Source organism: Pseudomonas sp. RT4P38 (genome assembly GCF_054897765.1).
This window is the reverse complement of the sequence record NZ_CM142703.1, coordinates 835,782-857,262: the sequence shown is the minus strand read 5'-3', so window position 1 is coordinate 857,262 and position 21,481 is coordinate 835,782. Positions and strand designations below refer to the sequence as shown.

The 21,481-nt window shown below is 58.8% G+C and carries 18 protein-coding genes and 1 pseudogene; 10 read left to right on the top strand and 9 right to left on the bottom strand.

What is annotated here, in order from left to right:
- Window positions 1-13 precede the first annotated feature (13 nt).
- Entirely contained in the window at window positions 14-5,116 is a 5,103-nt protein-coding gene (locus ACYZT7_RS03870; protein ID WP_462040014.1) for a dermonecrotic toxin domain-containing protein, read from the bottom strand.
- Window positions 5,117-5,366: 250 nt separating this feature from the next.
- Between ACYZT7_RS03870 and ACYZT7_RS03865 the strand changes: the two genes are divergently transcribed.
- Window positions 5,367-6,494 (top strand): sensor histidine kinase, encoded by a 1,128-nt coding sequence (locus ACYZT7_RS03865; protein WP_462040013.1) that lies wholly within the window; start codon window positions 5,367-5,369, stop codon window positions 6,492-6,494.
- An 11-nt stretch (window positions 6,495-6,505) separates the two neighbouring features.
- Here ACYZT7_RS03865 and ACYZT7_RS03860 read toward each other — a convergent pair whose 3' ends face one another.
- Both ACYZT7_RS03860 and ACYZT7_RS03855 read right to left on the bottom strand, forming a co-directional pair.
- Entirely contained in the window at window positions 6,506-6,814 is a 309-nt protein-coding gene (locus ACYZT7_RS03860) for a chaperone modulator CbpM (protein WP_449644997.1), read from the bottom strand.
- A gap of 23 nt (window positions 6,815-6,837) precedes the next feature.
- Window positions 6,838-7,785: a DnaJ C-terminal domain-containing protein gene (locus tag ACYZT7_RS03855; RefSeq protein ID WP_462040012.1), complete on the bottom strand. Its 948-nt coding sequence runs from the start codon at window positions 7,783-7,785 to the stop codon at window positions 6,838-6,840.
- Window positions 7,786-8,082: 297 nt separating this feature from the next.
- Here ACYZT7_RS03855 and ACYZT7_RS03850 point away from each other — a divergent pair, with 297 nt between their 5' ends.
- Entirely contained in the window at window positions 8,083-9,357 is a 1,275-nt protein-coding gene (locus tag ACYZT7_RS03850; RefSeq protein WP_462040011.1) for an Hsp70 family protein, read from the top strand.
- Window positions 9,358-9,472: 115 nt separating this feature from the next.
- Here ACYZT7_RS03850 and ACYZT7_RS03845 read toward each other — a convergent pair whose 3' ends face one another.
- The 3 genes and pseudogenes from ACYZT7_RS03845 to ACYZT7_RS03835 form a co-directional block, all read right to left on the bottom strand.
- Window positions 9,473-10,486 (bottom strand): AI-2E family transporter, encoded by a 1,014-nt coding sequence (locus ACYZT7_RS03845; protein WP_282376737.1) that lies wholly within the window; start codon window positions 10,484-10,486, stop codon window positions 9,473-9,475.
- Window positions 10,487-10,722: 236 nt separating this feature from the next.
- Window positions 10,723-11,028 (bottom strand): PsiF family protein, encoded by a 306-nt coding sequence (locus ACYZT7_RS03840; RefSeq protein WP_462040010.1) that lies wholly within the window; start codon window positions 11,026-11,028, stop codon window positions 10,723-10,725.
- A 64-nt stretch (window positions 11,029-11,092) separates the two neighbouring features.
- Window positions 11,093-11,244, bottom strand: a pseudogene (locus tag ACYZT7_RS03835) (helix-turn-helix domain-containing protein); the annotation flags it as partial.
- Window positions 11,245-11,276: 32 nt separating this feature from the next.
- On the opposite strand from ACYZT7_RS03835, the gene ACYZT7_RS03830 reads away from it, so the two are divergent.
- Complete coding sequence (locus ACYZT7_RS03830) at window positions 11,277-12,164, top strand: DMT family transporter (RefSeq protein WP_462040009.1); 888 nt, start codon at window positions 11,277-11,279, stop codon at window positions 12,162-12,164.
- A gap of 91 nt (window positions 12,165-12,255) precedes the next feature.
- Here the strand turns inward: ACYZT7_RS03830 and ACYZT7_RS03825 are convergent, their stop codons facing one another.
- Together ACYZT7_RS03825 and ACYZT7_RS03820 are read right to left on the bottom strand one after the other, a co-directional pair.
- Window positions 12,256-13,146: an esterase/lipase family protein gene (locus ACYZT7_RS03825; RefSeq protein WP_462040008.1), complete on the bottom strand. Its 891-nt coding sequence runs from the start codon at window positions 13,144-13,146 to the stop codon at window positions 12,256-12,258.
- A gap of 136 nt (window positions 13,147-13,282) precedes the next feature.
- The gene (locus ACYZT7_RS03820) at window positions 13,283-13,921 is read right to left on the bottom strand and encodes an FMN-dependent NADH-azoreductase (protein ID WP_462040007.1); all 639 of its coding nucleotides are present in this window, start codon (window positions 13,919-13,921) and stop codon (window positions 13,283-13,285) included.
- A 110-nt stretch (window positions 13,922-14,031) separates the two neighbouring features.
- On the opposite strand from ACYZT7_RS03820, the gene ACYZT7_RS03815 reads away from it, so the two are divergent.
- On the top strand, window positions 14,032-14,967 hold the full coding sequence (locus tag ACYZT7_RS03815) for a LysR substrate-binding domain-containing protein (RefSeq protein WP_462040006.1): 936 nt from the start codon (window positions 14,032-14,034) through the stop codon (window positions 14,965-14,967).
- A 114-nt stretch (window positions 14,968-15,081) separates the two neighbouring features.
- Here ACYZT7_RS03815 and ACYZT7_RS03810 read toward each other — a convergent pair whose 3' ends face one another.
- On the bottom strand, window positions 15,082-17,157 hold the full coding sequence (locus ACYZT7_RS03810) for an AsmA family protein (RefSeq protein ID WP_462040005.1): 2,076 nt from the start codon (window positions 17,155-17,157) through the stop codon (window positions 15,082-15,084).
- A 386-nt stretch (window positions 17,158-17,543) separates the two neighbouring features.
- Here ACYZT7_RS03810 and ACYZT7_RS03805 point away from each other — a divergent pair, with 386 nt between their 5' ends.
- From ACYZT7_RS03805 to ACYZT7_RS03780, 6 genes are all read left to right on the top strand, one after another.
- Window positions 17,544-18,056, top strand: a complete 513-nt coding sequence (locus ACYZT7_RS03805; protein WP_462040004.1) for a hypothetical protein — start codon at window positions 17,544-17,546, stop codon at window positions 18,054-18,056.
- A 154-nt stretch (window positions 18,057-18,210) separates the two neighbouring features.
- Window positions 18,211-18,843: a TetR family transcriptional regulator gene (locus tag ACYZT7_RS03800; RefSeq protein ID WP_008157374.1), complete on the top strand. Its 633-nt coding sequence runs from the start codon at window positions 18,211-18,213 to the stop codon at window positions 18,841-18,843.
- Between the two features lie 202 nt (window positions 18,844-19,045).
- Window positions 19,046-19,546 (top strand): urease accessory protein UreE, encoded by a 501-nt coding sequence (ureE, locus tag ACYZT7_RS03795; RefSeq protein ID WP_462040003.1) that lies wholly within the window; start codon window positions 19,046-19,048, stop codon window positions 19,544-19,546.
- Window positions 19,543-20,217: an urease accessory protein UreF gene (locus ACYZT7_RS03790; protein WP_462040002.1), complete on the top strand. Its 675-nt coding sequence runs from the start codon at window positions 19,543-19,545 to the stop codon at window positions 20,215-20,217. The genes ureE and ACYZT7_RS03790 overlap by 4 nt, the downstream gene beginning before the upstream one ends.
- 23 nt (window positions 20,218-20,240) lie before the next feature.
- Window positions 20,241-20,855 (top strand): urease accessory protein UreG, encoded by a 615-nt coding sequence (gene ureG / locus ACYZT7_RS03785; protein WP_462040001.1) that lies wholly within the window; start codon window positions 20,241-20,243, stop codon window positions 20,853-20,855.
- A gap of 35 nt (window positions 20,856-20,890) precedes the next feature.
- Window positions 20,891-21,463: a HupE/UreJ family protein gene (locus ACYZT7_RS03780; protein WP_462040000.1), complete on the top strand. Its 573-nt coding sequence runs from the start codon at window positions 20,891-20,893 to the stop codon at window positions 21,461-21,463.
- Window positions 21,464-21,481: the final 18 nt, after the last annotated feature.

The following is a 21,481-nucleotide window of genomic DNA, read 5'->3' as shown; positions in this document are numbered from 1 at the left end:
GTCAAAACATCAATCAACGATCGGACTGCACCGAGAACGGTAACTCCGTCCTTTGCAGTCTTGCACGCTCCACAGCCTGCTTCGTCAAGGTTTTTTCCTGCGCCTTGATCGCGTTGAAGTGGGCCATTTCATCTCCGCCCTGCAGCTCAAGCGCCAGACTGTCGAACTCCTGGCGATAGATGTTTTCGAGGTAAATCTTCCAGAAAGGCTGCTCCAGAATTCTCTCCACCAGCAGGTCCCCTTCCTCCAGCGCCAGCACCCTCACACCAGCGGCTTCGATCATCTCTGGAGTAACCCCGGCCATGTTTCTGAAGAGCATGCCACGCGATTGCCAAGGCAGATTCAGACGCTCCGCCAGATCAGTCATGTAGGCCAGGTGGACCTCCACTTCATCGATCGTCCCGGTGACGTGACCATTGGCATCGACACGCCTGAAGGTTTCTCCGTCTGCCAAGCGATCGGCCACACGGCTGCGCGCGATAGCGCCCAATTCATCCAGGCGAGACTTGCCTCGGGCCAGTTCCAGCAATTGGGCCTCGACCAGTGCCGGGTTCTGCAAAGCGTAAGCCTCATGAATCAAAACCCTGAGCCCTAGCGCGTTGAATAGCTGGGTACCGCCATCGGAACAGGCCGTCGTTGCCGCGGTTTCGGTGAAAATCTCTTCGCGCAGCGCCGTGTTCTCGTTCATGGCCTCGAGCATTCGCCAGACCTTGGCGGTCAATTCGGTGCGGTAGGATGACTCCCCTGCGGTGAAGTCTGCCGACTGGGTCAGTTTTGTAATCTCGCTGAAGAACGGTTCGGAACCGAATTCATCTTCAACCTCATCCCACAGAACCAGCCTGCTCTGGAACAACGAATCAGGCATGCCTTGACCCCAGTGGATGCTGTCCATCAATCCCAAAGGAGGATAGGGCCGGTCCGGGTCCAGGCCCACCGATTCCGTATAGCGTTTCAGCTTTTCCAAGACACTCGCTGGCATCCACTCAGGTTCGCGACTGACGATGGTCCGCGCCAGTAACTCGGCACGGAAGGAACCGGGGGCAACGTCTGGAATGTCGGTCAAACGGTTGAGTTGAAGATTCAAGTAGAGGTGGCGCGGGCGAGGTTTGGCAAATAATCCAATGGGCCATTGGTCCAGGTCTGTTCGCTCAAGATTGAGTATTTCCAGATTGGGCATCTGGCTGATGTCAGGCGCGAGCCTTAACGGATTTCCTCGTAATCCCAGTGCCCTGAGTCGGGTCAATCCTCTCAAGTGCGCCACCGCCTGCTGAGTCAGCACGATTTGATTGTTACCCAGCAACAGATTATCGAGGTAGCGCATGTCGCCTATGACCGGCGGCAAGCGGTTCAACAGGTTATCGCCCAAGTCCAGAAAGCGAAGCCCGCGCAAAGGCTCGAGAAACTGCTCCTGGCTGCTGAGCAAACCGGTTTCACGCATGCTCAGGCTCGTAACGTGATCAAAATTGGCAGTCAACCTGGGGAAACTCCCAAGGTACCGGCCCATTGGCAAACCCGTCAGATCAAGGTGCTGCGGGCGGAGGATGCCTGGGGCGTCGACACCCGAGGGCCCGGTCCTTTGCCAGCATTGCCTGATCGCCTTGTAGAGTTTGTTGCGCAGATCCCACTCTGCAATCCCTGCAGGACTGAAGCGAAAAGAGGTCGTCAAAGCGTTCAGCCAGCGTCGCATCGTGGTGTTCAAATGGTCGAATTCGTCTTCCAGGGCATTGACACGCAAATGGGCCGCGTCGGCGAACTCTTCGAGCAAGGAGGTGATTTGTTCGTCGGAAAATCCCGGATAGAGCGCTTGAACCCGTCGTTTCAACAAGGAGTCATTGGCGATCTGGCGATACCCTTGCATGCCGCCACGCAGACGCATCGTTTCAGGGTCATAAGCAGGTTTACGCACCGGGTACTCATTCAAGGTCGACTCGAATCGCTCGCGATCAAGCGGCGAACTCTGCAGGTCAAGCCTGAGCCGCTCACCCTCGAAAATGTCATACCCCAGCGCTGTACGCTCGGTGTCCGGCAACGCATGCAGCAGAGAAGCAAAAAAATCATCGATACCGTGCAAATGTTGACTCTTCTCATCGCGTGCCTGATAGCCGCCGTCATCCTCAAGAATCAACACTTTGCGGATGGGTGCATTCTCGGGACCGACGCTGGCGTTAAGCTTGCCGCTGAAGGAGAACTCACGAATTTCGATGCGTACATCGTTGGACCAGCCCGGTAGGGTGGCCAACGACGCCAGTTGCAACCGTCGCGTGTCGTTGTTCTGCAGATCTTCCAGATACAGCCCCTCATAGGCGCGACTCACGCGCACACGTTGTCGAGCCTGGCGTGCCCGTTCGCGCAAGCGCAAGGGAACGGCCTGCTTTTCTGACAGATGTTTCAGGTCGGCCGGGGTAGCCTCCAGCATCAGTTTTGCAGCGGCAGCGTTTGGTAGCTCTGGATAGGCGTCAGTCAACACATGCACCAGCGCCCCGTCGGAGACGTCGTGCTGCTTGTACAAGGATTCGAACAGCCGCTTGCGTTTTTTCGTAGCCTCGCTTGCCAGCCTTTCCTTCAATGCCTGGACGCGCACCTCTTTAGAACTGGGTATTGATTGGCCAAGCAGATCATGGATTTCCTGTTCACCCAGGGTTTCGAGGGTGCGTTGGGGCAACTGACCGGAGCGGAACTCGGCACGGGTCAGCTTGATGTGGTCCGCGCTCGTTGCCTCAATGTTGCCAACGACGGTCGATGCTCCTTTCAACTCAGGGCCATCGAAGATCTCCACGGCCCTCTGCTCTGGCCAGCGAGGCAAATCGGTCATCAGGCTCGTTATTTCTCTTATCAACGCCTCGGGTACCTGATTGGCCAGTATTTGCTGACCCACCTCACCTGCTTCGGCATACAGCCTGAAACGCTTGAGCGTATCGGACAGCATGACCGGCGGCGCGTCGAGCTCGACATGCAACCGTCGCAAGGCGTCCTCCGAAACGCCAGCCACGGTCAGGATTTGCTCCAGCGTCTCATCCGGCCAATCCCGTGCTGAAGCGCCCAGTCGGTGCAGCAAGCGTGTTTTGTCCCAGGCGAGCGGTTGGTCGAGTTCGGTTTTCCAGGCACCCATGCCATTCTGTTCAACTACTGGCTGATAAGCCCCGGGCCGGGTTGGATGTCGCAAGCGATATTGCCCGGTGTCAGCGTCTTGGGTCATTGCATAATTTTTGCCATCCAGCGGCAGCAAATCCTGACCTTGATGACGATAAATACCCAAATCGTTCGCCTGAGCTGTTTGCGGCAATATCGCGGGATGTTCGTATGCCGTCAGGTCTGGATGCCAGAGCCGTTCCTTACCGTTGATTTGCACGGGCTTAAGCTGATCGACGAAAGACGATGTTTTGATCGGCATGACTTTCGCCGGTAACACATGCCCAGTACCCATCAACGCCAGCTGGGCGAAGTTGATCAATACGCCATTGATGTAGGCCGATGCTTGCTCCTTGTCGCCATTGCTCCAGTCCTCGATGCCTTCAGCCAGGTCCGCAAGCATTTGCCCGACCATGATGCCCAGCATCGCTTCGCCGAAACCGGGCACCAGCATCGCGGCAAAGTTGAAGATGTTCCAAGCTATATCCAGAACGCTGGTCAAGCGCTTCCAGCGCGCTGCTGCGTCTTCGTCGCCGGTCGGCACTGCAATCAGCCGGGCGTCGGCTATTGCCTTGTCCCGCCGCTGCCGGAACAACGTGCCCCATAGATCGTTGGCAATGAGGTTGGTGATAGGCTCTGCGTTGGGGTTTTCAATCGCGGTTTCCCGCCACCATGGCCCCATGTCCAAAGGTTCACGTTGCTGCCAGGTGAAGGTCTTGAGACGCTCGTTGACCCGAGCGAAAAATCGCCCCTTGTCCTTCTGCTCCACGAACCGGCTAAAAAAGGCCTGGTAGTCCGAAGTGCGCAGCTGGCTGATCAGCATCGTCATGAAGTCCGCCAACGAAGCGTACTCTTTCAGCGGATGGTTTGGATCGTCGGGTAGGTAGGCAATCAACGGACCGTTCAAACGGCTCTGTTGATAAATATCTTCGTTACGCAAAGTTTCATCAATGACGCCTTGAGGTCCGTTGGCAAAAAAGTTCTGAAGTAATTTGTATTGCTCATACACTTGTCCCGGCAAAACAGGCAGTCGACGAGACCAGTCAGTCCAGAACTTCAAACTCTGCGGCGTCAACGCCTCTATCGCCTTTTTTATTTCAGAGGGTTCGCTCACGGCGCTGAACAATACAATCCCCGTCAACTTGAAACCCATCAGGGACACACGATGATTCAGCAGGGGACGACCGTATAATTTGACAGTTCGGTCACCCTCCACAACTTCGCGAAGGCAACCATAGGCGCTAGCATTTAGATCACCTTTTAAATGGGAAACGAGGGCAGATAACTTGAACGCCGCTTTTTCACTGGCGATCGAGCGCTCCTGAAGTACGCGCCTGGCGTTGGGGTCCTGCGGCCGCAGTCGCGCTTTAATATGGGTTTGATAGTGCGCGCCGATGTCCAGCGTGCGACACAGCGAAGCGAACTTTTGCGGCGTCATGGCGTTGTCCTGTACAAGTACGCCGCGCGAATCTTCGCGGTAAACACCCGAATCGCTTCGAAAAGCCCCTTCCTTGGTCTCTGCCTCCTCGAAATTGTGCAGCGCTGCCGCGAGCAACGACAAACGCCTGATAACACTGGCACCGGTATCGATATCAAAAATAATTTTGCTCGGTACACTCAGATGCAGCGAAAGGATATTCGGGTCTTCGTCAATGTCGAAGCTTGCTTTCAATGCGGACCTGAGCAGAGGCTCGGCGAAGGCATTGATATCGTGCTGTAGATCATCCAGAACCTGATCCAGCTCACCCTGCAATCGCCAACGGTCTGTTAGCAGTTCCTTTAGATAATCACGGTCAATACCCCGTGCACTCATGTACCACTCGGGTATAGCTGCCTTGAGATTCATGAGGGATTTGAGTCGTGTCGGCGATGCGTTACGTATTGCCTGGGGAATGACCTGCATCACTCGATGATAATGAACACCTTTATCCTCCGTACTTGAAACAGGTGGAGATTCAGGCCTCTGGCTTCCTTGCAAATCAGACATGGCTCAATAACCTTAAAATTAATTTTGAGAACCACTAGACTATGCACACGTTCAAAAAACAAAAGACCAAATAACGGCTGGTTAAACATCCTGAACAGGCGCCATTCATTCGAAAATCAAAGTACTGAAAATACATATATACAGCCCCTGAAAATCTTGGGTATGCCACTGCGTCAGCGGTAGTTTTTTTCCGCCCCAAAGACGCTACTATGCGACATATCCAGCCCCCAAAATGCCCAGGAACCCGGTCATGCGCCTACCCGAATTCATCCGGCAACATGTAGACCGTATCGTCGATGAATGGGAGCAGTTCGCCAGAACGATCACCCCGGCGGCCGAGAATATGGATCAAGCCGCCTTGCGCGATCATGCCAAGGTGATTCTTCTGGCCGCCGCGCGGGACATGAGCACCACGCAAACCGCCAGCGAACAACTCGCCAAGGCCAAGGGTGAAGGCCCGGTAAAAACCCCGAGTCTGGATGAGGCTGGCGCCAGCCATGGCGAGCTGCGGCATACCGTGGGCTTCGACCTGGTGCAGATGACCAGCGAATTCCGCCACCTGCGCGCTTGTGTAATTCGTCTGTGGGTCAACAGCCTGGACTCGCCGGACCTGGCGTACTTCCAGGACATGATCCGTTTCAACGAAGCGATCGACGAAGCCCTCGCCGAATCGACGGCGGCCTATGCCGAGCAGGTCAATCGTTCACGGGATATCTTCCTGGCAATCCTCGGACACGATCTGCGCGCGCCGCTGCAAGCGATCAGCATGTCCACAGAGTTGCTGCTGCGCAAAGCGCCGCTCGAAGGCGATGCGCTGACCTGCGCGATCAATATCAAGCGCGGCGCGCGGCACATGGCGGTGATGGTCAGCGATTTACTGGAGCTTGTGCGCAGTCGCCTGGGCAAGAGCCTGCCAATCGAACCGGCGCCCATGGACCTGGCCGATGCGGCGCATGCCGCGATAGCTGAAGCCTGCGCGGGCAACCCCGAGTGCGATCCGACAGTGAACGTGCAGGGAGATACCCGAGGCGTCTGGGATGCCGGGCGGCTTGATCAACTGTTGCAGAATCTGATCGGCAATGCGCTACAGCATGGTTTGAACAAGCGCGATGTGACGGTCACCCTCAGCGGCGAACCCGACACGGTTCGTCTGACGGTGCATAACTACGGAACGCCAATTTCCGAGGACGCTATCGGTACGATCTTCGATCCACTGGTGCGTAGCGCCGACGAAGAACTTGGCCAGCCATCCACCAGCCTCGGTTTGGGCCTGTTTATCGTCAAGGAAGTGGTCAATGCCCATTCCGGGACGATCGAGGTCAGTTCCAGTGAGGCGGATGGCACGTTGTTTACCGTGGTGTTGCCACGCAAGATCTGAAATCAAAGCCCCTACAGGTCCACCACCAACCGCCCCAGCCGCTGCTTGAGCATGCGGTTCTCGGCCCGCAGTTGCTGGACTTCCTCAAGCAGGTCCAGCGCCAGGGCGACGCCTTCCCACTCCAGTTCCAGTTCGCGACGCAGCTTGGCGGCGCGCTTGGCCAGCGCCAGCTCATAATCGTTGAAACGCCAATCCTTGGGCTGGGTGCCCTGAGGTTCGAGGATGCCGTGTTCGACGATTTCGATCACGTAGACGTCCGACAGGTCGGTCGCCTCACAGAATTCTGCCATGTCCAGTTGAACGATCAGGGGGTTGCTCATGATGGGCTACTCCGTCTCTGGGATCAGAAGTGTTCTCTCGGGTTGAAAGCCGCTTTTTGGGCCAGCTCCTGCCACAACGCCTTGACCTCGTCGTCCGGGGCTTTAGGCATGACGGCCTTGAGCTGCACAAACAAATAACCGCGATGACCGGCCTTGTTCAGCAATCCATGGCCCTTGGCACGCATGCGCTGGCCGTTCTGACTGCCGGCCGGAACCTTGAGGTTGATCTTGCCCGTAAGTGTCGGCACCGCAACTTCGGCGCCCAACGCCAATTCCCACGGAGCCATCGGCAAGGTAATGATCAGGTTTTCGCCTTCGACGTCGAACTTGGGGTGCGGCGCAAAGCGAATGATCAAGAACAAGTCGCCATTGGCCCCGCCACCAACGCCCGGTGCACCCTGGCCCTTGAGGCGGATACGCTCGCCGTCGGACACGCCGGCCGGGATCTTCACATTCAGGCTTTTGCTGGTGTTGCTCACATGCTGGCCGGCAGCGTTGTACTGCGGCACCTGGAAGGTGACCTTCTTCGATTCGTTCGAGAGGGTTTCTTCCAGAAATATCCCAAGTTCCATTTCCACGTCTTGCCCTCGACGCCCGGCGCTACGGCCCGACTGTCCACCACCAAAACCAGGGCCACGGTTGCCGAAGATCGAACTGAAGAAGTCCGAAAAATCGCCCGTGTCCTGACCACCACCGAAACCGCCTGCACCACGCCCCTGCCAACCCGGTGGACCCTGGAACGGTTGGCCGTGCTGGCCGTATTTGCGCAAGTCGTCGTATTCGGCGCGCTTGTCGGCGCTTTTCAGCGCTTCATAGGCTTCCGAAGCGTCCTTGAATTTGGACTCGGCGTCCTTTTCCTTGCTGACGTCGGGGTGGTATTTGCGCGCCAGCTTGCGATAGGCGGCCTTGATCGCCTTATCGTCCGCGGTCGGCTCCACACCGAGAATCTTGTAATAGTCTTTGAAGTCCATCGCGGGAATCACCATCCGTTATCAAAATCACGCCACCACTGGCAGCATGCGCTCATTGCCCGCCGCCAGGTTGACCGATCTCAAGCTTGAGACCGGGCAGCGCATCAGAAGTTTATCGGCAGCGGTGGGCGGTTCTTGCGACCGTCCTGTGGCTGCCAGGCCCAATGCAGACAAGTTTGGGGCGAAGGATAGTCTTTCAAGGCGCTAATAGCTGAGATTTAGCGGATAGTCGGCCTTCGAATCTGCGCCGCACTGACATACACTGCGCGGCCGTTTTTTAACCGGAACTCGAAAGACATGAAAAACGCATCTCCAGCCCGTGCCTGTGGTATCGACTTCGGCACGTCCAACTCCACCGTCGGCTGGCTGCGCCCCGGCATGGAAACGCTGATCGCGCTGGAGGACGACAAGATCACCCTGCCTTCGGTGGTCTTCTTCAATATGGAAGAACGCCGCCCGGTGTACGGCCGCCTGGCGCTGCACGAGTACCTGGAAGGCTATGAAGGCCGGTTGATGCGCTCGCTCAAGAGCCTGCTGGGCTCCAAGCTGATCAAACACGACACCAGCGTTCTGGGCACGGCGATGCCGTTCAAGGACCTGCTCGGATTGTTCATCGGCCAGCTGAAGAAGCGCGCGGAGACCGCCGCCGGTCGGGAGTTCGATGAAGTGGTGCTGGGTCGTCCGGTGTTCTTCGTCGATGACGATGAATTGGCCGACCAGGAAGCCGAGAACACACTGGTAGACGTGGCCCGTGCGATCGGTTTCAAGGATGTTTCGTTCCAGTACGAACCGATTGCGGCCGCATTCGACTATGAGTCGACCATCGAAAAAGAAGAGTTGGTCCTGATCGTCGACATCGGCGGTGGTACGTCCGACTTCTCGCTGGTGCGCCTGTCGCCGGAGCGTCGCAATCACGACAACCGTCACGATGACATCCTCGCCACCGGCGGCGTGCACATCGGCGGGACTGACTTTGACAAACAGTTGAGCCTGCAAGGCCTGATGCCGCTGTTCGGCTACGGCAGCCGAATGAAGAGCGGCGCTTACATGCCGACCAGCCACCACATGAACCTGGCGACCTGGCACACCATCAACTCGGTGTACTCGCAAAAGTCGACCCTGTCGCTGGGCAGCATGCGCTACGACATCGAAGACACCGGCGGCATCGATCGCCTGTTCAAGCTGATCGACCAGCGCGCCGGCCACTGGCTGGCCATGGAAGTGGAAGAAACCAAGATCCAGCTCACCCACGCCGACAGCCGCCATGTGCCGCTGGACCGCATCGAACCGGGTTTGAGCGTGGAGTTGAGCCGGGCACTGTTCGAATCGGCCATCGACAACCTGCTGGAGCGCGTACGCAACAGCGTCACGCAAATGCTGAACGACGCTAACGTACGCGTTGACCAGGTGGACACGGTGTTCTTCACCGGTGGTTCGAGCGCAATTCCGGCACTGCGCAACAGCGTCTCGGCGATGTTGCCGAATGCGCAGCATGTGGAAGGAAACATCTTCGGCAGTATCGGCAGCGGCTTGGCGATTGAAGCGATGAAGCGCTACGGCAATATGGACTGATCCGAAACCTGGGCGCCCCCATCGCGAGCAAGCTCGCTCCCACATTGGAATGCGTTCCCCTGTGGGAGCGAGCTTGCTCGCGATAGGGCCCTATCAGGCAATACACATCACCTGATCAAACCATCCCCACCTGCTTCAACTCGCTCTTCAGGTACGCGTAATAAATCGGCCCTGCCACCACCCCCGGCAGGCCGAACGCGGCCTCGAATACCAGCATCGCCAGCAGCAACTCCCACGACTTGGCACTGATCTGCCCGCCGACAATGCGCGCGTTGAGGAAGTATTCGAGCTTGTGGATAACAATCAGGTAACCCAGCGCCGCCACCGCCACCCAGATCGACAGCGACAAACCGACGATGGTGATCAAGGTGTTCGATATCAGGTTGCCGATCACCGGCAGCAGGCCAAGCAGGAAGGTCAGCACGATCAGGGTTTTGGTCAGCGGCAGCTTGATCCCGAACATCGGCAGGACCACCGCGAGGAATATCCCGGTGAAGAAGGTGTTGAGCAGGGAAATCTTGATCTGCGCGAACACGATGTTGCGAAACGCCTGGACCAGCAGGTGCAAGCGGTCGAACAGCGCGGCGGCCAATGGCTTGCGCTTGGTCAAGTCCGGCACGCGCTGCAAGGCAATGATCGCCCCCAGCACCATGCCGATCAGCAGCGTCACAAACATGTGCGCCGCATCCTTGCCCACCAGTTGCAAGTCGCTGAGGTGCTTGCTCATCCACTCGCCAATCGCCACGCGGAATTCGGCGGCGCTGGCGGGCAGATAGACGTCGATGAACGGCGGCAATTGCCCGCGCGCACGGTCGACCACAACCATGAATTTGTCGAGAGATGCGCCAGGGTTTTCCGCTTCGTGCAGCAAAAAGCTGATGGCGCCGGCAAAGATCAGCGTCAACACACTGACCACTAGCGTCCCCAACAATGCCACCGCCAGCCAGCGCGCCCGCCGACCTTCGATCAGCCGCTGCAATTGCGGGGTGAGCATGTTGACCAGTTCGAACACCAACAGCCCGGCCAGCAGACTGGGCAGCAACCGCAGCGGTATCACCAGCAACAAACCGCCGAAAATGATGACCCAACTGATTAACAGCAAGACTTGGCGTTGAGAAAACGTTGGCATACAGCCTCAAAACGAACGGCGTAAAAGGATTGGCAGTCTGCCAGCGTTCCGATGCCAGCACTAGAGATTGTGTAGGCCGACCTTGGTCGGGGCGTTGGCGACTTTTTTCAGTGTCCTTGCCGGCCTCATCGCGAGCAAGCTCGCTCCCACATTTGTCCTGCGTATACAGATCCATTGTGGGAGCGAGCTTGCTCGCGAAGAGGCCCTCACAGCCCCCACATATCCTGGTCCAATGATTATTTTTTCTTCAGGCAGTCGCTCATGAAGGCTTTGCGCGCGTCGCCTTTGAGGGCTTGAGTGGCGGCATCGGCGTTACAGGTTTTCATCTTTTCTTGCTGAGGGGTCATGGGGTTTGCAGCCTCTGCGGCGGGCGCCGCTTTCAGGCACGTGCTCATGAAGGCTTTACGTTCATCGCCCTTGAGGCTTTTTGCGGTGGCGTCGGCATTGCAGGTGGTCATTTTGTTCTGTTGGGCAGTGGCGGCGAAGCCCTGGGAGCAAAGCAGCAATCCAATCATCAACAAAGGGACACGCAACATCTTCATGGAGTTTTCTCCTTGTTGCCGCACCGAGGAGCACGGCCTCGCTCTGGAGTGTAGACAACGCCTGTTACACCTTCCTGCGCTCAAGGTGGCTGCGTCGATACTGTTCCGGCGTGCACCCTGCCTGGCGTTGAAACATCGAAATAAACGCTGAACCGGTGCTGTAACCCGTGTCAAAGCGATGCCCTGAATGCTGCGGTGGCTGTCCAGACAGGCGATAATCACCCCTCATTAACGCGCTGGTTTTTCCCATGCAATACGCTTATCCCCTGCTGGCCATTTTCATCTGGGCCGGCAACACCGTGGTCACCAAAATGTCCGCCGGGGCGATCTTCCCCGCCGAGATCGGTTTCTACCGCTGGCTTCTGGCCGGATTGTTGTTCACGCCGTTCATGCTCAAACCGGTCATCGCTTATTGGCCGGCGATCCGCCCGAACCTGGGCAAGATCTTCATCCTTGGCCTGTTGGGCATGGCGGTCTATCAAAGCCTGGCGTATTTCGCCGCGACCCTGACCTCGGCCACCAACATGGGGATCATTTTGTCGCTGATGCCGTTGATGTCACTGACCATGGCCATTGTCAGCCTCGGCCAGCGCCTGACCGCCGGAGCACTGGCCGGCGCGGTGCTGTCGCTCGCGGGGGTTTTGGTGGTCATCTCGTCCGGCAGCCTCGGTGCGCTGCTGGAACACGGGGTGAACCTGGGTGACGCCATGATGCTGTTCGCCACCCTGGCCTACGCGATCTACAGCACGCTGCTGAAAAAATGGCAGCTGCGGTTACCGCCGCTGGTGTTGCTGTACTTGCAGGTATGGGTGGCCGTGGTGGTGCTGTTGCCGCTATTCCTCGCTTCACCGAAGATCGGCCCGACGCTGCAGAACATTCCGTTGGTGCTTTACGCCTGCCTGCTGGCCTCGATGCTTGCGCCATTGGCGTGGATGCAGGCCGTGATCCGCCTGGGGCCGAGCCGGACTACGTTGTTTTTCAATCTGCTGCCATTGATTACTGCGCTGATTGCGGCGGTGGTGCTGCATGAGCAGTTGGCGATGTATCACTTGGTGGGTGGGATGTTGACGTTGGGTGGGGTGATTCTTTCGGAGCGCTGGACCACCGTGCTCGGTCGTAAGGTTAGTGTTGCCTGAGACAACGCCTTCGCGGGCAGGCCTCGCTCCTACAACGGATCGATGTAAATTTGTAGGAGCGAGGCTTGCCCGCGAAGAACGATAACGCGGTCTAAACCCCTGCCGCTTTCAACCGCGCCGCATGCTCGACAAACAACCGAACCGGCTCCGCGCCCTTCCCCACCAAACCCAGTGACTGATTGACGATGTCGAAGTGATCCATCGGATACTCATCACCAATCACCGTCCCCAGATGCGAGCTGTAACGCCCGACCATCCCGTCGCAATGCCCGACCTCGCGAACGAAGGTTTTGGCAAACAACCGGCAGCTGCGATTAGTCCCATCGAACAGGTTACGCCCCCGATCGGTTTTCCCCGGCTGCAAGGTCCCGGACCAGGAGTAATACCGCACCCCGTTGACCTCTTCCGGCCCATGCCCGCCCCAGGTGTCAGGCAAGCCCTGTGGATAACGCTGGTTGAACAGCGCCACGCCTTCAGTCGTCAGTGAATGATGGGAGGCATGGATATCCACCGGCAATTTCGGCCCGCGATAACCGGTCTCCAGCAGGCTCATCAGCGCGCCGACCCAGCGCAACAAAACGGTGAGTAAACGTCCCTTGGCGCTGTCTCCCTGGTAGTGTTTGTGCAGGTAATCCGCCAGCTCTGAACCGTGATTGGGTCCTGCCACCGACGTCACCGAAGCCACCCGATCCGGGCGCTTGGCGGCGGCGTAACGGGCGGTGAGCGAACCCTGGCTATGGCCGATCAGGTTGACCTTCTCGGCCCCGGTTTCGCGCAGAATCTCCTCGATCCGCGCCAGCAATTGTTCGCCACGTACCTCGTTTGAATTGAGCGGCGAGACCTGCACCGCAATCACCGTCGCACCGCCCCGGCGCAACGCCGAGATGATCCCGTACCAGTAGGGATAGAGCAGCAGACGGATAAACCCGAGCATTCCCGGGACCAGCACCAACGGGTAACGCGTGGCGGAACCTTGCGACATGGGCGAACTTCCTTGTGATCGGTGAGGTGACGCAAGGCTGAATGCAAGACATCAGCCAAGCATCGGCATCGAAGATGACAACTCGACGACCAGTCTATGACATCCCGCCCTACTTCAGTCCCACCACCCCCGCCATCTAGAACTCCCTGGCCAGCGCCAGCAAACGCTGCTCGGCCTCGGCGGCGGAGATCTGGAAGGTGCGCGCCTCGGATTCTTCGCCTTCGGCGGCCACAACTGTGATGTCGGTGATGCCGATGAACCCCAGCGACGTTCGCAACAATGGATCGGCATGGTTCATCGCCTCCAGTTCTCCACCGGGCCCGAAACCGAAACCGCCGCGACTGGTGACGATCAACGCCTTTTTGCCCTGCACCAACGGCTCGTATTGGGCCACGCCGTTGTCCAGGGTGTGATTGAAGGTCAGCCCCAACCGCACAATCTGATCGATCCAGGCTTTGAGGCCGCTGGGCACGCTGAAGTTGTGCATCGGCGTGGAGATCACCAATAAATCGTGACCGAGTAACTCGCCCACCAGTTCATCGCTGAACGCCAGGTCGGCCTGCATCGACAGCGGCCGCGCATCGGGCTCGGGGTAAAACGCGGCAACCACAAAAGCCTCGTTGACCGGCGGAATCAACGCCCGACCGACCTCGCGACGGGTCAGGTGTGACTGAGGATTGGCCGCCTGCCAGGCTGAAAGAAACCCCTCGGCCAAACGCCGGGAGTGAGAGCGGTCGCCCCGGGGGCTCGCATGTATGGCAAGAATTTTACTCATCTGAATCTCCTGAAGGATTAAACTCAAACTGTTTGTGGCTTGCAGCTTGAAGCGCGTAGCCGACCCTCTTCAAATGAGCAAAAATCAGTCTGGATGAATTTACTTCATCCATGGAGCTTTCAATGTTTGCCTCGCTGCCGCTGACCGCCCTGCGCGCCTTTGAATCCGCCTCGCGCCTGCTGAGCTTCAAGGCAGCCGCCGAAGAACTCTCGGTGACGCCGACGGCGGTTTCCCATCAGATTCGTTCGCTGGAGACCTGGCTCGGTGTGCCGCTATTCGAGCGGTTGCCACGGCAAGTTCGCCTGACTGACTGTGGCGAACGGCTGTTCCACAGCTTGCACGGTGCTTTGCTTGAAGTGGCGCAAAGTGTCGATACCTTGCGCCCGCAACGCAGCGGCGCAAGCTTGACGATTTCCACCACCGCCGCCTTCGCCGCCCTTTGGCTGGTGCCGCGATTGGGACGGTTCTACGCCCGGCACCCGAACATCAGCCTGCGGCTCGATACCCATTGCGAAGTCATCGATTTGCATCAGGACGTCAGCGTCGATCTGGTGCTGCGCTACAGCCTCGATGATTACCCGAACCTTTATGGCCTGTGTCTGTTCGACGAATCCTTCGGTGTGTATGGCTCGCCCGAGCAAGTCGCCCAGGCCGCCAGTCGGGCGCCGACGCTGATCAGCGTGCGCTGGCACAACTCAAAACTGTATGCCCACGGCTGGGAAGCCTGGTGCGCGCAGTCCGGCGAGACCTGGCTGGCGGGGCAGCCAGCGGTCCGTGAATACGACGAAGAGCATTACGCCCTGCAAGCGGCGATTGCCGGGCAAGGGCTGGTGCTGGCGAGCAATATTCTGGTGTCCGAGAGCGTGACCAGTGGTTTGCTGGTGGCTTACAAGGGTGAGGTTCAGGTCGATGGTGCCGGTTACGCTGCACTGTGTGTGCCGGGGCGCGAACGGCATCCGCCGGTCCGGGCGTTTTTTGCGTGGTTGCAGGAAGAAGCAGCGTTATCAGGGCTATTGCCAAGATCGCGGCCTTCGGCAGCTGACTGATCGTTCCCACGCTCTGCGTGGGAATGCAGCCCGGGACGCTCCGCGTCCCATCAAAAGCCGAACGCAGAGCGTCCGTTGAGGCATTCCCACGCAGAGCGTGGGAACGATCTTTGATCACTTGGTGGGTTTGACGGTAACGGGAGCCTTGCCAGCCTTCATCCGCTCCAGCAACGGCGCACACTGATTCGGTTCGCCACCGCTCGGCGCCACCAGCGCCAGCAACCCCGCCGCCGGTGCGGCAATCACGCCCAACGCCACCATTCCCGCCCCACGCAAAATCAGCGGCACCGCCTTCACACCCGCATCAGGCTTGATGAACTTGCCCCGCACATACAGCGGCGAACGCAGTGAAATCAATCGCCAGCCCTTGGATTCCGGGGTGATGGTCAGGTCCAGTTGCTCAGTCGCCATGTTGGCGGTGCCATCAATGTAGATGATCGCGTTTTCGGTATCGAAGACGAACAGACGTGTGGTCGCCAGCCCAGTCTTGATGTCGAAGTCGGCGGCTGCGCAGTTGATCTTCACTTCCTTGTCGCCAAAGATCTTGCCCACCACATAGTTGCCGACGTTCAGCCCGGCCAGCTCCATCAACTCGCGGCTGATGGCGCCATCGTTGATCAGCATTTTCAAATTGCCATTGGCGCTGCCCAGCAGTTTGGCCACCGAGTTGCCACGACCGGTGATGTCGGCATCGCCATTGAGCTCGCCGAAACTGGTTTTCATCGGTTCAAAGGTCGGGAACAGCTGCTTGAGTTTGAACTTGCGTGCGGTGAGTTTGGCCTTGCCTTCCAACGGTTCGGTTCGGCCATTGAGGCGAATCTGAGCATCCAGGTTGCCGCCGGCCACGCCGAAACGCAGGGGCTCAAGGCTCAGCACACCGTCAGTGAGTATCAGGTGGGTGTAGAGATCGTTGAACGGCAGTTTTTCGCTGTGGACGATGCGCTTGCCAGTGAACTCGACGTCAGCGTCCATATCGCGCCAGCGCTCGGTTTTGAACGCTTCGACCGGCAACACCTTGTCTACTGGCTGCTTGCTTTCGCCGCCGCGGACCTTTTGCTTGGCGTTGGAATCGGCTCCGATCAGCGGGGCCAGGTCGGCAAACAGCAGTTGATTGGATAGCAATGAGCCGCTGAGTTTCGGTCGCGGCTGGCTGGCGAAATAGGCCAGGCTGCCATGGATGTCGCTCTGACCGATCTTGCCGTTGAATTCCTCGTAACGGAACACCGCGCCGTCCGCTTCATGCAGCTTGGCGATCAAGTGCCCGTCAGTCTCGTACGGCGGTGTGTCCGGCAGGGTCACGCCGGTCAGCGGGTAGAGATTGCCCAGGCTGGTGCCGGCCAGTTTCAGGCGCAAATCCAGAGCGCCGAGGTTCAGTGGATCGGTGAGGGTGCCGGCCAGTTCGACACTGGTGTCGGCGATCTTCACTTGAGCCTGAAGCGGAAACGGCCTGGCCGCGTCCTGCAAGGCCAGCAGGCCGCCGATCTTGCCTTCGCCCGCGAGTTTCTGGTCGTGGTACTGGCCTTTGACCTTCAGCGCAAACGCGTAATCCTGAGGCGCAGCGCCCTTCTCCTGTGCGGTTTTCGCCGCTTTGTCGCCGACGATTTCACTGAACGTAATCGGCTTGCCCAGCGGGTCGATGATCAAGTCGAGCTGAGTTTTCAGGCTCTGGTCGTCTAGGGTGACGTGGCCCTTGTCGAAGCCGATCGCACCGATATCCACCACCCAGTTTGAAGGCTCGGCGTTCGGGTCCTTCGGGTCGAACTTGAACGTCCAGTTGGCACGGCCGTCGGCCAGGCGCTGGAGATCGGCATTCGGTTCGGTCAGGTCGATGCGCGGGATCACCACACGCTGCGCCAGCAAGGCCAGGGGCGAGAGGCGCAACTCGACGCGTTTGAGGGTGACCATCTGCGGTGTCTTCGACCAGTCCGGATTACCCAGGCTCAAGTCCTCTGCCACCACATGCGGCCACGGCACCCAGGCACGCCAGCCACCCTCGTCGGGCTCACGTTGCCAGACCACCGCGAGGTTGCCGTTGATGGCGAACGGGCGGTGCAGCTCTTCGGAAACTTTGGCGTTAAGCGGTGGTTTGATCCGGTTCCAATCGAAGAACGCGATGATCAGAACCAGTACGGCCAGCAGGACAACGAGGCTGGCGAGGGTCCAGGTCAATATTTTACGAGTGCGCGTCATTGCACAGGGCTCCTGAAACGACTGAGCGCCCTGACTGCGACGCACGTTTGAAACGTTAGGCCAGAACCGGCCTGCCATGACATCTAGGACTGGAAAATGGCGCGCAGGTTTAACCGAATAGCCGTTTAACCCTCAAATAATCGGTCGGGGACACACTGCTCCCTCATCCGGCGTTACCGACCCCGCACTTTTGCGAGGCGAGGGTGGGTCGAAAATACCCACATCAGTGCAAAAAAAATCGCCGGAAACGCCCGTTCTAGAGCGCCTCGGCTGAACAATCAATTCCGTTGATTATTACCATTGCGTTTATGAACTTTTATATCGACTTATCGAGAGTAGCATTGCCCTCGTACCCACTTTATCGCACTCCTACGGAGCACCTAATCATGAAACGCCAATTACTGTTTAGCCTTACCCTCTCGATGCTGGCCAGCACTGCTTTTGCCCTGCCGGCTGCTGACCAGGCTACCCCACAAGTCAAATCTACCCACTCGGTGTTTAGCCAAACCGTTGCCGAAGGTGGCAATGATCGCCTGAAAGAAAAAGGCCTGATCACCCAAGATGGTTCGGACCGGACTCCACAAGGCCAAGCCTTGGCTGCTGACGGTTCCGATCGCACTCCACAAGGTCAAACCCTGGCTGCTGACGGTTCCGATCGCACTCCACAAGGTCAAACCCTGGCTGCTGATGGTTCCGACCGCACTCCACAAGGCCAAACCCTGGCTGCTGACGGTTCCGATCGCACTCCACAAGGTCAAACCCTGGCTGCTGATGGTTCCGACCGCACTCCACAAGGCCAAACCCTGGCTGCTGACGGTTCCGACCGCACTCCACAAGGCCAAACTCTGGCCGAAGGTGGTGGTGACCGTGTCATCGAACGCAACAGCGGTTTGAGCTAAGCATGGCAGCTCGGAAAAAAAGCCCAATCCCCGGATTGGGCTTTTGACGTTATAGATGCCTCACTTCCCCGCTTAATCCCACGATAGTCGTTCGACGCCGGCAAAGCCGATTTGCTAGAGTGCGCCGCTGTCCTATCCAGAAAACACCCTTGCGATGCTGCCCCGCGCCGAACAGAAACAACAAACCCGCAACGCCTTGATGGACGCTGCTCGCCACTTGATGGAATGTGGCCGAGGTTTCGGCAGCCTGAGCCTGCGCGAAGTCGCCAGAACCGCCGGGATCGTGCCCACCGGTTTCTACCGGCATTTCGCCGACATGGATGAACTGGGCCTGGTACTGGTGAGTGAAGTCGGTCAGACCTTCCGTGAAACCATTCGCCTGGTGCGCCATAACGAATTCGTCATGGGTGGCATCATCGACGCCTCGGTGCGGATCTTTCTCGACGTGGTCACGGCCAATCGCTCGCAGTTCCTGTTCCTCGCCCGCGAGCAGTACGGTGGTTCGCTGCCGGTGCGGCTGGCCATCGGCCGTTTGCGCGAAGACATCAGCTCGGACCTGGCGGCCGATTTGTCCTTGATGCCGAAACTGCAACACCTGGACATCGCCGGCCTCAGCGTCATGGCCGATCTGATTGTTAAAAGCGTGTTTGCGACCTTGCCCGACATCATCGACCCACCTGCCGAGGCGCTGCCTGAACATCTGACGCCCCAAGCAAAGATCACTCAGCAGTTGCGCTTTATCTTTATCGGGTTAAAGCATTGGCAGGGCCTCGGCAGCACCGAGTAAGCCAATCAAAAGATCGCCCCTGAACGATCTTTTTTTGTGCGCCGCAATTTGGTGCGCGCAACTGCGCACCGCACCAAACTCATCCAAATAGCCGCCATGCCTTGGAGCATTTACCGAGCTCCGACAGCTATTTCCTACGCATCACCCGGTTGGCAAGACCCTTGCTCTAGCCTAAGCATTGTCCATTGCTGGAAGCTTTCCGATGCTGGTGATTCATCGCAGAATCGACCCTCAACCCGTCTGGGCCGCCGAGTTGCACCTGACCTTCGAAGCCCGGAGCAAAAGCCGTTTGCGCTGTTACAGTGCCGAGGGTGAAGACGTCGGGTTGTTTTTGGAGCGCGGTCAGCCACCGCTGTACGACGGCGAGTGCCTGCAAGCCGAAGACGGGCGCATCGTTCGCGTCTGCGCCCGAGCCGAACAACTGCTGCACGTCACCTGCGCCAATGCTTTGGAACTGACTCGCGCGGCCTATCACCTTGGCAACCGCCACGTCGCTCTGCAAGTCGGTGATGGCTGGTTGCGCCTGCTCGACGACTACGTGCTCAAGGCCATGCTCGAACAGCTTGATGCCAAGGTCGAAAACATCGAAGCGCCGTTCCAGCCGGAACACGGCGCCTATGGCGGCGGCCATCACCATTCACGCCACGGCGATGAAGACTTCAACTACCCGCCGAAACTGCACCAGTTCGGCGTACGTTTATGAACCCAGCCTGGGCGCTGTTGCGTCTGGCCAGCCCACAGCTGCCGATTGGCGGCTACAGCTATTCCCAAGGTCTGGAAATGGCTGTGGATAACGGCCGCGTCAGCGATTGCGACAGTGCGCGGCGCTGGATCAGCGATCAGTTGCTGTTGAACCTGGCGCGCTTCGAAGCGCCACTGCTGCTCGCTCATTGCGTGGCCGCCGCCGAGGAAAACTGGGGTGAACTGCTGCAACGCTGCGAAGAACATCGCGCCAGCCGGGAAACCCGCGAGCTGCATCAGGAGAGTCGGCAGATGGGCTATTCCTTGAAACAACTGCTCAACGGTTTGCCGGAGCTTGATGCGCCGGCCCGCGCCTTTCTTGAACAACGCCCCGAGCCGCACCTGGCGCTCTGCTGGGCATTGGCCGCTCGCGCCTGGACGATCAGCCCGCAGGACGCGCTGGCGGCGTGGCTCTGGAGTTGGCTTGAAAACCAACTGGCGGTGCTGATGAAAACCCTGCCGCTGGGCCAACAAGCCGCTCAACGCCTGACCAGCGAACTGCTGCCGCTGCTGCAAGAGGCTCAGCAGAACGCCACCCGAATCAATCCCGAACACTATGGCAGCGCCGCTTTCGGCCTGTCCCTGGCGTGCATGGCCCATGAGCGCCAGTACAGCCGTCTGTTCCGTTCCTAGCGCCTTTTATTTTGGAGAATCACATGAACGCACAACCTCTGCGCGTCGGCATCGGCGGCCCGGTCGGTTCCGGCAAAACCGCTCTGACGTTGGCCCTGTGCCTGGCGCTGCGCGACCGCTACAACCTGGCGGTGGTCACCAACGACATCTACACCCGCGAAGACGCCGACTTTCTAGTGCGCAACGAAGCCCTGGCGCCGGAGCGAATCATCGGCGTGGAAACCGGCGGCTGCCCGCACACGGCGATTCGCGAAGACGCCTCGATCAACCTCGAAGCCGTGGATCAACTGAACCGCCGCTTTCCGGGACTGGACCTGATCCTCGTGGAGTCCGGTGGAGACAACCTGTCGGCGACCTTCAGCCCGGAACTGTCCGACCTGACCATTTACGTGATCGACGTCTCGGCCGGCGACAAGCTGCCGCGCAAAGGTGGGCCGGGCATCTGCAAGTCGGATCTGCTGGTGATCAACAAAGTCGACCTCGCGCCACTGGTGGGTGCGTCGCTGGCGTTGATGGACAGCGACACCCAACGCATGCGCAACGGCAAGCCATTCGTCTTCAGCAACCAGAAAACCGGTCTGGGCCTGGAAGAGATCATTGCCTTCATCGAACGTCAGGGCCTGCTGATAGCGGCGTGAACTCGATCAACTTTTATCAACAAGGACGCTTATCCATGACACTTAAACGCATTCTGGGCGCCATGGCCCTGCTGCTGACCCCAGCCATCGCCTTCGCCCACCCGGGGCATGGCGACAACGGTTTGATCGCCGGCATCAGCCACCCGATCGGTGGCCTTGATCACTTGCTGGCGATGGTTGCGGTCGGTTTGTGGGCCGCGCAGCAGAAAGGCGCTGCACGCTGGGCGCTGCCATGTACATTCGTCGGCTTCATGCTGATCGGCGGATTGCTGGGGTTTGAAGGGTTGAACCTGCCGGCGCTGGAGAGCGGGATTGCGGCGTCAGTGCTGGCGCTGGGTCTGGCGGTGGCGTTGGCAGTGCGTCCGCCGTTGAGCCTGGCGGTGCTGGCGACGGCGTTGTTTGCGCTGTTCCACGGCGTGGCCCATGGCTTGGAATTGCCGGACATGTCTAGCCCCTGGGCGTATGCCGCAGGTTTTGTGGCGGCGACGGCTGCGTTGCATGGGTTGGGTTACGCCGTAGTGCGGGTGTTGCCTCGAGCAGCGGCGCCGTTGGTTCGACTGGCGGGTGCAGCTTCGGCAGCGACTGGCGTGTGGTTGCTGGCGGGCTAAGCCGACCATGATCGTTCC